At 42.4% G+C, this 12,314-nt stretch carries 17 protein-coding genes; 16 read left to right on the forward strand and 1 reads right to left on the reverse strand.

Going from position 1 to position 12,314, the window contains the following annotated elements; translation table 11 throughout:
- Window positions 1–113: 113 nt before the first annotated feature.
- From KAN5_RS05775 to KAN5_RS05785, 3 genes are all read left to right on the forward strand, one after another.
- Window positions 114–281: a hypothetical protein gene (locus tag KAN5_RS05775; RefSeq protein ID WP_244390700.1), complete on the forward strand. Its 168-nt coding sequence runs from the start codon at window positions 114–116 to the stop codon at window positions 279–281.
- A 43-nt stretch (window positions 282–324) separates the two neighbouring features.
- Complete coding sequence (locus KAN5_RS05780) at window positions 325–636, forward strand: hypothetical protein (protein ID WP_244390701.1); 312 nt, start codon at window positions 325–327, stop codon at window positions 634–636.
- A 172-nt stretch (window positions 637–808) separates the two neighbouring features.
- Complete coding sequence (locus KAN5_RS05785) at window positions 809–1,156, forward strand: hypothetical protein (protein WP_244390702.1); 348 nt, start codon at window positions 809–811, stop codon at window positions 1,154–1,156.
- A gap of 202 nt (window positions 1,157–1,358) precedes the next feature.
- On the opposite strand, the gene KAN5_RS05790 is transcribed toward KAN5_RS05785, so the two are convergent.
- Window positions 1,359–1,733 (reverse strand): hypothetical protein, encoded by a 375-nt coding sequence (locus KAN5_RS05790; protein ID WP_244390703.1) that lies wholly within the window; start codon window positions 1,731–1,733, stop codon window positions 1,359–1,361.
- 68 nt (window positions 1,734–1,801) lie between these two features.
- Here KAN5_RS05790 and KAN5_RS05795 point away from each other — a divergent pair, with 68 nt between their 5' ends.
- The 13 genes from KAN5_RS05795 (at window position 1,802) to KAN5_RS05855 (ending at window position 12,241) form a co-directional block, all read left to right on the forward strand.
- Entirely contained in the window at window positions 1,802–2,638 is an 837-nt protein-coding gene (locus tag KAN5_RS05795; protein WP_244390704.1) for a hypothetical protein, read from the forward strand.
- A gap of 98 nt (window positions 2,639–2,736) precedes the next feature.
- Entirely contained in the window at window positions 2,737–3,894 is a 1,158-nt protein-coding gene (locus KAN5_RS05800) for a hypothetical protein (protein ID WP_244390705.1), read from the forward strand.
- A 4-nt stretch (window positions 3,895–3,898) separates the two neighbouring features.
- A complete protein-coding gene (locus KAN5_RS05805) occupies window positions 3,899–4,294 on the forward strand; it encodes a hypothetical protein (RefSeq protein ID WP_244390706.1) in 396 nt (131 codons plus the stop codon).
- 41 nt (window positions 4,295–4,335) lie between these two features.
- Window positions 4,336–5,274 carry a capsid protein gene (locus KAN5_RS05810; protein WP_244390707.1) on the forward strand — a complete coding sequence of 313 codons (939 nt, stop codon included), beginning with the start codon at window positions 4,336–4,338 and terminating at the stop codon, window positions 5,272–5,274.
- A 76-nt stretch (window positions 5,275–5,350) separates the two neighbouring features.
- Window positions 5,351–5,818 carry a hypothetical protein gene (locus KAN5_RS05815; RefSeq protein WP_016709750.1) on the forward strand — a complete coding sequence of 156 codons (468 nt, stop codon included), beginning with the start codon at window positions 5,351–5,353 and terminating at the stop codon, window positions 5,816–5,818.
- A 1-nt stretch (window position 5,819) separates the two neighbouring features.
- Complete coding sequence (locus KAN5_RS05820; protein WP_244390708.1) at window positions 5,820–6,242, forward strand: phage virion morphogenesis protein; 423 nt, start codon at window positions 5,820–5,822, stop codon at window positions 6,240–6,242.
- Between the two features lie 33 nt (window positions 6,243–6,275).
- Window positions 6,276–6,719, forward strand: coding sequence for a hypothetical protein (locus KAN5_RS05825; RefSeq protein ID WP_244390709.1), 444 nt, complete (start codon window positions 6,276–6,278; stop codon window positions 6,717–6,719).
- Window positions 6,716–6,916: a hypothetical protein gene (locus KAN5_RS05830; RefSeq protein WP_016709747.1), complete on the forward strand. Its 201-nt coding sequence runs from the start codon at window positions 6,716–6,718 to the stop codon at window positions 6,914–6,916. The genes KAN5_RS05825 and KAN5_RS05830 overlap by 4 nt, the downstream gene beginning before the upstream one ends.
- Complete coding sequence (locus tag KAN5_RS05835) at window positions 6,916–7,815, forward strand: hypothetical protein (protein ID WP_244390710.1); 900 nt, start codon at window positions 6,916–6,918, stop codon at window positions 7,813–7,815. Before KAN5_RS05830 ends, KAN5_RS05835 begins: the two co-directional genes overlap by 1 nt.
- Before the next feature lie 52 nt (window positions 7,816–7,867).
- Window positions 7,868–8,194 carry a hypothetical protein gene (locus tag KAN5_RS05840; protein WP_244390711.1) on the forward strand — a complete coding sequence of 109 codons (327 nt, stop codon included), beginning with the start codon at window positions 7,868–7,870 and terminating at the stop codon, window positions 8,192–8,194.
- Between the two features lie 20 nt (window positions 8,195–8,214).
- Complete coding sequence (locus tag KAN5_RS05845; RefSeq protein WP_244390712.1) at window positions 8,215–8,559, forward strand: hypothetical protein; 345 nt, start codon at window positions 8,215–8,217, stop codon at window positions 8,557–8,559.
- The gene (locus KAN5_RS05850) at window positions 8,519–11,395 is read left to right on the forward strand and encodes a tape measure protein (protein WP_244390713.1); all 2,877 of its coding nucleotides are present in this window, start codon (window positions 8,519–8,521) and stop codon (window positions 11,393–11,395) included. The genes KAN5_RS05845 and KAN5_RS05850 overlap by 41 nt, the downstream gene beginning before the upstream one ends.
- A gap of 54 nt (window positions 11,396–11,449) precedes the next feature.
- Complete coding sequence (locus KAN5_RS05855) at window positions 11,450–12,241, forward strand: hypothetical protein (RefSeq protein WP_244390714.1); 792 nt, start codon at window positions 11,450–11,452, stop codon at window positions 12,239–12,241.
- The last annotated feature ends 73 nt before the right edge of the window (window positions 12,242–12,314 follow it).

Here is a 12,314-nt window from a genome sequence, read left to right on the forward strand (position 1 = left end):
TTGATTTGTGGATTATATTACTAATATCACTTTAAGTAGTTGTGACTGTCACACAGGAAATTGTGACGATGGGTTGGGTTAAGGGATCACTTCCCTTTTAATGGAGGTGTAACATGTTTAAATTTATTAAGAAATTTTTTACGTATAAAGAAAATACAGACGAAATTAAAGTAAAGGTTTCTGGTGGAAAGTATTTTATAGCTGATTTAGATTCACTCTCAAAGAGTGAAATTGTAAAAGATCAGGTAAGACAGGCTAGATCTTATGTAAGACAAAGCTAGTAAAAGAAAAGCGCCGAAAAGGCGCTTTTTTTATAAGGGAATTATGATAAAACCTACCGTTATATTTATTCTAGTTATCACTATAGCTGGGCATATTTACAGAAAAACAAATTATAAACTTTACCCCAAGTATGAGGCGTCTAAAGGCTATCACACTTTTTTACTTGCCGCCTCTACAGGCTTAATCCTCTTTTTATCTGCTTATATTTTTGTGACTATGATTGCTCAATATAGCTTTGCTCAATCCATTGGAGCATGGTTTAGCTCTCAATTAAGTATATTAAGCCCTACGGTTGGGCAGAGTTCTGAAACCGTGAATTTAATATCTGTACTTTTTTTTTACATTTTTATTTAGCTGGATAATACCAAGGGTTAAGTACACAGTAGCTAAAAAAAGGCAAGAAAACCCTATATTAAATAGCTGGAAAAGAGCGGCAAGAAAAGATTTAACCCCTGAGTTTACTCACCTTGCATTTAACTCTTGGGAATATGGTTTACCTATAGCTTTTACTTTATCCAACAATAAAGTGTATATAGGATATATATCTGAAATAGGCATTGATAGTAACGATATTCACCTTTTGCCTATTTTGAGTGGTTACAGATGTGATGAAAAGAAAGACCTTATTTATCTGATTGATTATAAGCCCGTTATAGAGCACATCTTGAGTGAAGAGTGTGATGCTACTGGTGAGGATATTGAAAATAAAAGTAAAATGGGGGTCTACAAAAAGTTTGCTATTGCAATACCACATCGTGAAGTGATTCATGCAAACCTTCATGACACTAGCTATAAAAAGCACTTTGACAGACACCGTTATGATCGCACAGAAACTAAACCTTCTGATGTGAAATTTACCCTCAGTGATTTATAGAATAACTAAAACTACCTAAGCCCCATCAAGGGGCTTATTTTTTAGCACAGCTTTTGTAAAAGGCTAAAAACCCATTAACGCCTGTAAGCGATTTTAAGCGCTCAATTGATTTTTGTGGCTACATTGCCTTGCGTGAAAGGCGTTTAAACACGCTCAATCGAATTTAAACAGGGTTTAAACACGGTTTAACTTGTATTTAAAGTTATGGTTTTGTGTTTTGGTGGTTAAGCCATGCTTTATGGAATTGTTGTTTGGTGGGTTTGAACTCTAAATCTAAATCGTTTGGCATGCTTAGCTTGTAATTAAGTGTCAGGCGTATGTATTCAGACTCAGTGATGACTTTATCGTCATAAGCCTGGTTAACGGCATCTGAAAAGTCTTTGCTTGGGTTTGCTTCTAATTTATTGGTAAGTGCTGCATATAGTTGCGGCATTGCCTCGTCGGGGTTTGATGATAGGTATTTATCTGGGTTGTTGTAATAAACATAGGTAGCTATACCAATGCAGTACAAAACTAGGGCTACTGTAATAACCCAAAGTAGTTTGTTGAATTTTTTTATAGATGTTTGTTTTATCATAACCATTCCTTGGTAATTTTATATTTATTGAATATAGTTGTTAACAAATAAAGTTCAAGGGACCTGATGTGGAAACGGTTGATAAAGTTGTAAAGTGGTTAATTAAAGATTGGTTTAAAGTTCAAGAGGATATCGCTCTTCATGAAAACAAGCTGTTTTGGTTGGTTGTTCTAGCTCCTTTATTTTTCATCACGTGGCTCTCTTGGAGGTTAACGGAGGAACTAATCACGAAAGGTCTATACAACCCTCATGTTAGTGCTGAGTCGTTAGCTGGGTTTGTGAGTTACTATGCTTTCCCCATTGCGTTATTAACTGTTCCACTCACGCTTGCAGTGATGATTAATCGATTTCATTCATCAAAGCAAAAAGCGAAAAGTAACCGATTGGTTGAACAGAACAACACTGCAAATAATTTTTTTAATCATTACAAATATTTTTGTGATCATTGCGAAGCTATAAGGCAGCGTTACTCAAAAGGGGTTCTTGTTCTGAAGCCTGAGGTTTTATATAAAAAGTTATTTATACATTCGTCGATAAATAACTTAAATGCTGAGTTAAATCTAGATTTTATTCAACATTACTTTAATGAGCTGCTGCCAATAGGACAGTCCTTTCAAAATCACTCAAACCAATTTCATGATATAATATTCCAACAAGTGCGTGATGACCTTGAACCTTTAGAAATACACATTTTTGTAGAGCCTTTCATATATCGATTGGATTTCAGTGGATTATCATATAGAACCTCTATTGAGCAGGAATCACATTTCTCTAGTCAACTTGACCAATATTATGACATATTATATGCACTTATTTGTTTCAATGGTGTATCTAACTATCATGAAGTCTGTGAATACACCAATAAAATGTATGCAATCCTTAGGGCGGATTGTATTGATGATTAGGCTAAACCCTTACTTATCTGTAAAGTCTTTTCCAGCGGTTCAATAATCACTCCCCCCTACACTGGGTGCCACTTAGTTAGTTTATTGGCACTTGGAACATGGCAAACAAAACAACCCCAAACACCCAATTTGATTGGTTTGAAGTATTTAAAGCTGGCACCCAAACAGACGCTAAAGGCGTTACTCATTCGTTTAGCGACGCTGATTTAAACAGCGTTGTAGCCAACTTTAAACCTAAGAGCGCACCGCTGGTTATTGGCCACCCAAAAATGGACGATCCTGCTTGGGGTTGGGCCAGTGAATTAAAAGCCGTTGGTGGCTCGTTGTTTGCTAAAGCTGAAGACGTATGTGCTGAGTTTGCCCAAGCTGTACAAAGCAAGCGCTACCCTAACCGCTCTGTACGTTTAGAAAAAACTGATAACGGCTATAAGCTGGCACACATTGGCTATTTGGGCGGCAAGCCCCCTGCTGTTGAAGGCCTAGCATGGCAGTTTAACCAAGCTGATGACGCCGAAACCCTTACCCTAGAATTTGCTGCCAGTGATATTGACAACATATCGCTGCGCACATCAAACACCCTTACCCGCCTAATGGGCAATTTACGCAGCTTTTTAACTGACCGTTTTGGTAGTGAAGCCGCCGACAAAGTTGTGCCACATTACGAAAGTGAATGGTTAAAAGAAGAAACCATTATTGCTGAGCATGAACGTGCTAAAACCAATACGGGTGAAGGTGCCGAATTTAGTAAAGGCGACGCTATTAACAACAGCAATGCCACCCCACCCACCCATGAGGACAATGCAATGGATGAAAAAGAAAGAAAGGCGCTGCAAGACCAAATTGATGCGGCTAACGCTAAAAATGCACAGCTTGAATACGCGCAGCGTGTTGCAGCGGCTAACACCTTTATTAATACCGAAGTGAACGGCGGCACAGCCCCACGCTTAACCAATACCGACGGTGTGGCTGAGTTTATGGCCAAGCTGGATGACGGCGACACCACCTTTGAGTTTGCTGCCGCAGACGGTACAAGCCAAGAGCTTAAACCCGCTGCCTGGTTCCAGGGCTTTTTAAAAGGCTTGCCTGAGCAAACGGGTTTAACTCACGAGTTTAATAAAGACGATAAAGACGGCGAAGTGACTGACGACAGTGCAGAAGCATTGGCAGCTAAGGCGCTGGAATTTCAACAATCACAATCTAGCAAAGGCATTGAAATTAGTATTACTGCCGCGTTAGACCACATTAAAAAGGCATAAAACCATGGCACAACCAGGATTTATTAGAAACTTTGTGGCAGTAGCTGCTATTGCTGCCAATCGATTAGTTGCGGTGTCTGAGCTTGAAGATTTTCAGGTGATTGGTGCAACAGATGCCAGTGCCGTATTTGCAGGTGTAACAGAGCAAGGCACAGACCAACACTTACGTGTTGATGTGGTAATGACCCAAAGCGCCCCTGTTGAATTTGGCGGTGATATTGCTGCGGGTGATTGGATTGTTGCTGACGCAGACGGTAAAGCCATTGCGCTTAATTTGGCGGACTACGTGGGGGAAACCCAAATACACGTTGCAGGCTGGGCGATGGAAGAAGGCGACGCTGGCACCATTGGCGACATATTTTTAGCTCCGCAGTTAATTGCGACTATTCCGAGCGCTTAACGCGTTTGGGTTAACTTAATTTTATAAAGTGAGGATTTGCCATGAGTAATGGTATGCCATTTACCCCCGACGTTGAGCAAACGGCCATAGCCATTGCTTATACAAATAAAAAGCTAATTGCTGATAATTTAGCGCCGTATTCATATGTTGGTAAACGATCGTTTGAATGGACTGAATACAATAAAGGCGACAAGTTTACGCTGCCAGATACAAAAATTGGCCGTAAGTCTAGCCCGAACCAAGTTGAGTTTGGTGTTACAGAAAAAGAAAGCTCAGTTGTTGATTATGGTTTATCTGACGTTATTCCAAATGATGATCAGAATAATGCACCAGCAAACTACAACCCGCGTACGCATGCCGCTGAAAGCATTACGGACTTAGTTTTACTTGGTCGTGAAGTGCGTGTTGCTGAGCTGTATAACACTGCGGCTAACTTTGGTAAGTCTGAAAGCTTAGCGGCGCAAGGGTTTAAGTTTTTAGATGACCCTACACTTGATATTTTGCCGTTCTTTTTAGAAATGCTAGACGAGCCACTCATGCGCCCTAACGCGATGAATATGTCGCAAACAGTGTCTACCAAGTTACGTACCCACCCTAATATTGTTAAAGCGTATAACGGTACCAGTGGCGATAAGGGCTTAGTACCTTGGAGCTGGATTAAAGAGCAGCTCGAAATCGATCATATTAATGTGGGCCAAGCTCGCTTAAATACGGCGAAGAAAGGCAAAGACGTTGTGCTTAAACGTGCTTTTGCTGACAACTTATCGTTTACGTATCACGACCCGTTGGCGTCATTTCAAAACAAACGCATGACATTTGCGTTAACTGCTCGCTATGGCTCGCGTGTGTCGTCAAACCGTGATGTAGCCGCTGGCTTAAATGGCGGTGTTGAAGTGATGGTAGGTGAAGCAGTTAAAGAAATTGTGTTAGCTAAAGACTGCGGTATTTTGCTGACCAATGTACTGACGCCTGCGGGTTAATTAATCATTGTTGTTCCCTGTGTAAAAGCCCCAGTACCGACTTGCTCGGGGCTTTTTTTTACTAACTGAGGTGTGCATGTTTACTACAGAACAAGCAGTTATAGACAAGATAGGCATTAATACGCTGTTGCAATTTGCGTCGAATAAATTTAACGAGCCAGGCACGCGCGTAACCCGTGACGATGTTGAAGCTGCGCTTTTAAGTGAGACGTACAGCGAGTTGCAAGAGCAAATTAATGCCTGGTATGTACAAGCACAAAAAAATGTAAATGCAGTTATAGCGGGCTATGTATCGCGGTTTGCGTTAAACCAAGATGATATTAATAACTCGGTTTTACCTGGCATTGCTAACGATTTAATGCACTGTGAGCTTGCCCCTAACATTGCTGACGAAAACCTGAAAGCCCTAAAAAGTAACGCGATGGCGATGCTTGATAAGGTTAGTAAAGGTGTGATCCAAATTAAGGAAGATGCGCCTGCAGGCGTAAGAACTGGGATGCGAACTAAACCTGCAGGCTCTCAATTTAACTGGCCAGGTTATTAAATTGGCGGGTGTATTTATAAATATAACGGGTAATGCCCTACCGCGCTTAACCCAAATTGCAAATATAAGCGGTGAACCAGCTGATGTATTGGACGATATTGGTGCATTTTTAGACATGGACGTCACCACCCGATTTTTACGTGAAGTAACACCCGAAGGCCGCAAGTGGGAGCAATCGCAAGCGGCAAAAGACCGTGGCGGTTTAACGTTAACTGATGACCGTAACCTTGCAGGCTCTGTTACGCATAATGTAAATGGCAATACGCTTGAGCATGGCTTAGGCGAAAAGTACGCAGCTATACACCATTTTGGTGGTGAAACTGGCCGCAATAAAAGCGTGACGTTAATAGCTCGGCCAATACTGGGTATAGCGACTGTGCAAGAAGCTGAGATTAACGACATCATCACTGATTGGTTAATTTAAACAGTCCCTTAGTTAAGTTTAAAGAGTATTTAAATGGCATTTAACTTTGATTTAAACAACATAGAAACCCTGCTAAGCAATACTGTTTTTGATGCAACGGTGGGGTTTGCCAGCGATTTTAACCATGTGCGCGAGCATGCTGTACATAGTGCGCAGCTGTTTGTATTGCCATTGGCCGATGACAACACCAACACCAATGAAGTACACGGCCTTGATGAATACCAGGTTAAAGATGTGTTTGCGGTGATGATTGTGATCCCCTGCGCTGCGGGTAACGCCCACAGTGATGCACAAGTAAAGCAATTGCGTAGTGATGTTAAGGCCGCAATTGCAGGATGCCAATACCCTGGGTGGAACCCAATTAAGCTTGATAAGGGCCGCACCATTGAGCTTAACAAAAAAACCAACAACCTAATTTACCAGTGCCAGTTTAGTGTTACTGGCCTACATACCGTAACTGTGAAGGTGATGCCATGAGCAAACAAACCGAGCCGCAATCAAGTAAACCCGCTGAGGAAACTGGCGTTGTGAGCACAACGCCTAAAAAGTCCCGCGCGATGACGATTGCCCAAAACGTTAACCAGGCGCTTGCAAGTGCTAAGGGTAACAGAGATGAAATAGCCGGCGCTTTTAACTTAAAAAGCGGTGAGCTAATTAAAGTGGAGGTTAAATAATGAGCAGTTGGCGATTTAAAGACAAACTTATTTTAGCGGATGCTCTGGGCACAACCTTAACGGGCTTACACGCTATTTATGCCAGTGAGGTTGAGCTGGCCCTTGAAAGTGAAAGCGAAAAAGACGAGCTAGAAACCAGCCACAGCGGTGCAAGCCTCGAAACGTTTTACGGTGAGCATATTAGCCTTAACTTTAAAACCCCGCTTGCGATGAGTGGCACTGTGGGTAATGAGCCTGCGTTTGCCCCGCTGTTATTAGCCTGTGGCATGGTGCAAGTGGCTGATGCCTCAAGCGTTACCTTTACAAAAGGCGCTGCGGTTGCTGTTACCTGCAAAGTACGCTTTGGTAAAAATACCCACAACATTAGCGAAATGAAAGGCAACGTGAGTTTTGCGCTTGAAAAAGGCAAGCCGATGCTGAATTGGCAGTTTAAAGGCTTGTTTAGTGCGCCGGTTGCAAGTACTGCCGCCCCTGCAGTTGATTGGGATCGTTGGGTGCGCCCCGAAGTACTTGGCGTAAGTAACAGCAGTGACTTTAAGCTTAACGACGTTAAACGCACGCTGCACAAACTTACGGTCGACTTAGGTAATAACGTGGTGTTTGACCGTGCCATTAATCATGAAGAAATAATGATAACCGGTCACGAAAGCAGCGCTAACTTTACGCTAACAGCTGAAGAACTGGCAACCTTTAACCCGTTTGCTGATGTGGGCAAAGTGCAAATGTTTGAATTTACCCACGGCACCGCCGCAGGTAAAAAAGTAACCATTATTGGCCGCTACCAAATGCCTTGGCCTAAATACACCAGCCTGGAATCTGAATTAACTGGTTATGAGTTTGACGGCAAGCTAGTGCCAAGCGGCGCAGGCTATGACGAACTGACGATAGTGTTTGAGTAAGTTAGTCAAACATAAATAACAAATTACGACTGATAAATTAGGAAAACAAACAATGAAATTAAAATTATTAAATCAGTTAAAAAGTGCCGTTATAAGCGCCCCGCTCAACTTTGACTTTGGTGGGGTTATTTTTAAATTTACGGCAAAAATTAAACTGGTACCTGAAAGTGAGCTTAAAACACTTACTGAAACACAAGGCAATAGTGATGGCGAAATAGTACGCGAGCTATTAGTGGGTTGGGATGACTTTATAGATGATGGTAAAGACGTACCTTTTGATAAAAGCACCCTTGAAGAAATGTTGGCGTACAGCGGCATTACTGCCCGTTTAAGTGTTGAGTGCATTAACGCCCAGTACCGTATTACTGAAAAAAACTAGCCGATGTTGCTAGGTGGTTTTTGGGCGACCTAGCAGCAGACAGTAAAACCCTTGATGATGACGAAGCCCATTTTGGCGCACCTAAACAGGTTGTGCCACAAGTTGAAGAAACATTATTTGTATTACCCCCTAACCACACGGCTGTATTGGCATTAACGACCGCTAGTAGCCAGTGGCAACGGGATAACGACGGGGTTGAAATTGCCCTTGATTATGCCAGGGCTGATATAGCCTGGCGCTATGCAAATATAACCCTTAACCCCGATGATTTTGCAAAACTGCAAACCCTAGAGCGCACCATAATTGGACTAATAAGGCGACCCGATGAGCAACAACTTGAATTTGGCGTTACGCTTAAGTTATGACGGTAAAGCTGTTACCACCGGTGCGCGCCAAAACGTAAATGAACTAAACCGCATTCCGCAAGCGGTACAACGCCAAATAGCCGCTAACCAGCAATTGGGGGCCAGCCAAGCCCGTATTATGCAACAGCAAGGCGCGATGACGCGCCAGCTTGGGTTAATGAATACAGCCTACGGGCAAATAGGTGCAACGCTCACTACCTTGGTGGGTATTGGCACCGCGACCATGTTTGTGCGTGATACGGGCGCTGCCCAGTTGCTAGATACCCGCTTAAAAGGGCTAACTGGCTCAGCTGAAAACTACGCCAAAGTACAAGAATATCTATTTGCCACATCAGACCGGTTAAACACCGGTTACACCACCCTTGCCGATTCTTACAGTAAAATTTTAACCCTACAAGAGGTTGGCGTTGTTACCCAAACCCAAGGTAAAGCCATTTTAGAGGGTATGGCTAACGCGGCCGCTAAAACAGGTGCGAGCAATGTGCAGCTTGGGCAGAGTTTGTTTGGTATGACACAGGGCATGACTGCCGGCGTTTTACGCGCGGAAGAGTTAAACCAAGTAACCGAACCCATGCCAGGGCTTTTACAAAAACTAGATAAAGCAGCAGGTAAAGCCGCCGGTGGTTTTAGGCAAATGGTGAACGATGGCCAAGTAACCAGCCAGATGTTTAAAAACTACCTGATCAAAGCGCTAAACGATTATGCCGGTGCGGCCGAAGCTACCGAAGGTAAAATAAACGCCAGCTTTGCGGAAATGGGGAATGAATACCAACGCTTAATACGTAAATACGAAGAGCCAGTAAACTTTGCTGTTACTAGTGTGGTTGACTCAATCACCGATACCATGGCGTATTTACGCCAAAACGAAGACGCTGTAGATAATTTGGTATTTGCAACCGGTGCTTTGGCTACGGTATTAACGGGGCATTTAGTAGCTGGTTTAAGTGCCAGTGCGGCAGGCTATGTTGCTAATGTGGCCGCTAAGAACCGCGCGTTAATTGCTGATGCAGCGCTTGCAAAACAAAACCAGGCTAATGCTGTTTTAGAGCTACAACGCGCCGCACAAATGAAAGTATATGCACAGCACACGCTTGCTGTGGCTAATACAACCAATTTACGAACTGCTGCAGTTGCCCGCTTGGCTGCTGCGAATACGCGCTATACAGCAACTCAAGCAGCCGCTACTACTGCTACCAATATTTATACTGCCGCCGCTGGGCGGGCAACCTTAGCAGCGCGGGGCCTTAGCACTGTAATGGGATTGCTAGGTGGCCCTGTTGGATTACTGGTTACTGCTGGGCTTGGCCTTGCCTACTTTGCAAGCCAGGGGGATGACGCGACTGATTCAGTAAATAAACTTAAAGAAGCCAGTAAGGATCTAAACCCTTATGCCAATTTAACTGGTAGCCAAGCACAAGGCCTATTGTTAATGGCTCAGGGGCGTATTAAAAACGCGATTCAACTTGCTGATGAAGCACGGGATCGTTTTAACAATCCATTCTTAAAAGGTAAGTTCTCAGACGTTGAGGCCGCTGAAAAGCGCGTTACTGATTTAAAAAATGAAATTGTGGCTCTGCAACAAGTACTCGCAATTAAAGAAACTGAAAAGCCTAAGCCAGTTGTAACAAGTACTGCCCTGCCCGACAACATCAAGCGTTTAGAAGTGAGCTTAATGGGTGAAGAAGCCCGCTTAAAAGATAGCTACGAAAAACGTAAACAAATGGTGATCGTTGCTCGTGAAAACGATGCAGCTAATAAAGTTAAGTACGACGCTATTTTAAAACAGCTAGATGTGGCATACGGTGAAGACTTAAAAACTATTGCGCAAAAGCGTGAAACCGAAAAAACACGGATACAAAACCAAGCTGAAGAAAAGCGCAAAAACGACTTACAGGCTGACTTAGAAAACCGTATTGCTGTTGTTAAGGGCTTTGCTGGGCGTGAAGCACTGGCCGCTTATAATAACGAACTGAGTGTTGAGCAAGCTCGTCAACAAGCACGCGTTGATGCCAAGCGCCGAGCGCAAATAGGCTTAGCCGCCAATGATGATGCGGGCGAACTTGAATACAACACAGATAATCAGATCCGTGATTTAGAACGCCAAACTGAACTAAATTCAGCGGCCGGCTATTACAGCCAACGCGAGGCTGATGAAGCAGCACACCAAGAGCGGCTATTTCAAATAAAAAACCGCTACGCAGGTTCACTGCAAAGTAACATTGTGGCGTTTGCTAACTTTGAGAAGCAAACGGAAGCGGACAAAGCCAGTGCTATTGTTGGTTTAGGTGCAGCCACGTTTAAAACGATGGCAGGCCAAAGTAAAACGGCGTTTAAAGCTTATAAAGCCTTTGCCATTGCACAAGCGGTTATTAACACTTACCAAAGTGCTACTGCCGCGTTTAACTCATTGGCGGGCATTCCTATTGTAGGGCCTGTACTCGGTGGTGTTGCTGCAGCAGCGGCCGTTGGTTTGGGGATGCAGCAAGTTAGGCAAATTAAAGCTCAGCAACCAGCGGGTATTGCGCACGGTGGTTTAGATTATGTGCCGAATGAGTCTACCTATGTATTACAACGTGGTGAGCGCGTATTAAGCCCGAAACAAAACACTGAAATTAGCCAAATGGCACGACGTTACAATGCAGGCGGCGCGGCTAATGATGGTGGTAACAGTGGTGTAAATATACAGATTACTAACCAAATTACCGTGCAAGGTGGCGCTGATGAACAAACCTCGCAAGCAGTTGGCCAAGACATAGCCAGCCAAGTTGTGGGGGTTGTAGTGGCTAACATTCAAGAAAATGGCTCAATTATTCGTGCAGTACGCGGTGCAGCTTAGTTGTTAAGTAGTTGAGATTAGTGTAAAAAGGATTTTTAAAGCGAGGGAATGTAGATGAGTAAAGAGAAAGCCCCATATATTTTATTAGCAGTGTTAGCCATTATTTTGGGAATTATTATTTTTAATTTTTATATTGCGTTCCCTTTCCGCAGTAATAGTCAGGATTCCTGGTTGAATACTGCAGCTATAATTAACGGGCTAGTAACACCAATCCTAACATCGTTCAGTATTATACTTATTTGGATGACCTGGCAAACAAGTAAGAAAGAGCTTAACGCTACTAATGGAATTTTAGAGTTGGATAAAGCCATTAAAATACTTTCTGTGATGATGGAAACTACTAATAAAATATTAAACACAAATATACCGTATAGCCAGTCTCAGTATGCTATACAAATTGTACTTGGTAAATGCCGCAATAAACAATACGGAGTTTTAAATTATTACCAATCAAATGACGATGGAGTGCTATTTAAAGAATCTGTAAAGTTACTTGAAGACATATTAAATATTCCTATGACTCATATGAATTTTATTGAATCAGGTCTAGGTTCATTAACTTACCCCACAAGTCATGAGGAAACTTCTGATTTTTTAAAAAAAGCCGTGATATATGAGCTAAAAGGCATGTACCACAATGAAATTGAATATGAAGATTTACCAAGACCAATAAAAAAACTCTTAAAAATTTTTGACTTTATTAATATGTATAACGATAGAGAAATCATTAAAGACACTCTGATTGATTTGTTTTTATGTAATATTGACGATAAAGTATTAGACAGAATGAAAATTAATCCCTTTATAAAAAATAATGAAATTTTCATAGAAGCCTGTAACCAGTAGGACAATGTAAACCCCTTTCCAGCCGAAAGCTTACTCGCTAAATTTTATACTCGTTACCAGTGTTTTATTACGA

Origin of the sequence: Pseudoalteromonas sp. KAN5 (assembly GCF_022846535.1) — a bacterium.
Lineage (GTDB): Bacteria > Pseudomonadota > Gammaproteobacteria > Enterobacterales > Alteromonadaceae > Pseudoalteromonas > Pseudoalteromonas haloplanktis.

What these genes read in the sequence shown, in the direction of transcription:
- KAN5_RS05775 (WP_244390700.1), top strand. Translation starts at nt 114, where the DNA reads ATGTTTAAATTTATTAAGAAATTTTTTACGTATAAAGAAAATACAGAC.
- KAN5_RS05780 (WP_244390701.1), top strand. Translation starts at nt 325, where the DNA reads ATGATAAAACCTACCGTTATATTTATTCTAGTTATCACTATAGCTGGG.
- KAN5_RS05790 (WP_244390703.1), bottom strand. Translation starts at nt 1,733, where the DNA reads ATGATAAAACAAACATCTATAAAAAAATTCAACAAACTACTTTGGGTT.
- KAN5_RS05800 (WP_244390705.1), top strand. Translation starts at nt 2,737, where the DNA reads ATGGCAAACAAAACAACCCCAAACACCCAATTTGATTGGTTTGAAGTA.
- KAN5_RS05805 (WP_244390706.1), top strand. Translation starts at nt 3,899, where the DNA reads ATGGCACAACCAGGATTTATTAGAAACTTTGTGGCAGTAGCTGCTATT.
- KAN5_RS05810 (WP_244390707.1), top strand. Translation starts at nt 4,336, where the DNA reads ATGAGTAATGGTATGCCATTTACCCCCGACGTTGAGCAAACGGCCATA.
- KAN5_RS05815 (WP_016709750.1), top strand. Translation starts at nt 5,351, where the DNA reads ATGTTTACTACAGAACAAGCAGTTATAGACAAGATAGGCATTAATACG.
- KAN5_RS05825 (WP_244390709.1), top strand. Translation starts at nt 6,276, where the DNA reads ATGGCATTTAACTTTGATTTAAACAACATAGAAACCCTGCTAAGCAAT.
- KAN5_RS05830 (WP_016709747.1), top strand. Translation starts at nt 6,716, where the DNA reads ATGAGCAAACAAACCGAGCCGCAATCAAGTAAACCCGCTGAGGAAACT.
- KAN5_RS05835 (WP_244390710.1), top strand. Translation starts at nt 6,916, where the DNA reads ATGAGCAGTTGGCGATTTAAAGACAAACTTATTTTAGCGGATGCTCTG.
- KAN5_RS05840 (WP_244390711.1), top strand. Translation starts at nt 7,868, where the DNA reads ATGAAATTAAAATTATTAAATCAGTTAAAAAGTGCCGTTATAAGCGCC.
- KAN5_RS05850 (WP_244390713.1), top strand. Translation starts at nt 8,519, where the DNA reads ATGAGCAACAACTTGAATTTGGCGTTACGCTTAAGTTATGACGGTAAA.
- KAN5_RS05855 (WP_244390714.1), top strand. Translation starts at nt 11,450, where the DNA reads ATGAGTAAAGAGAAAGCCCCATATATTTTATTAGCAGTGTTAGCCATT.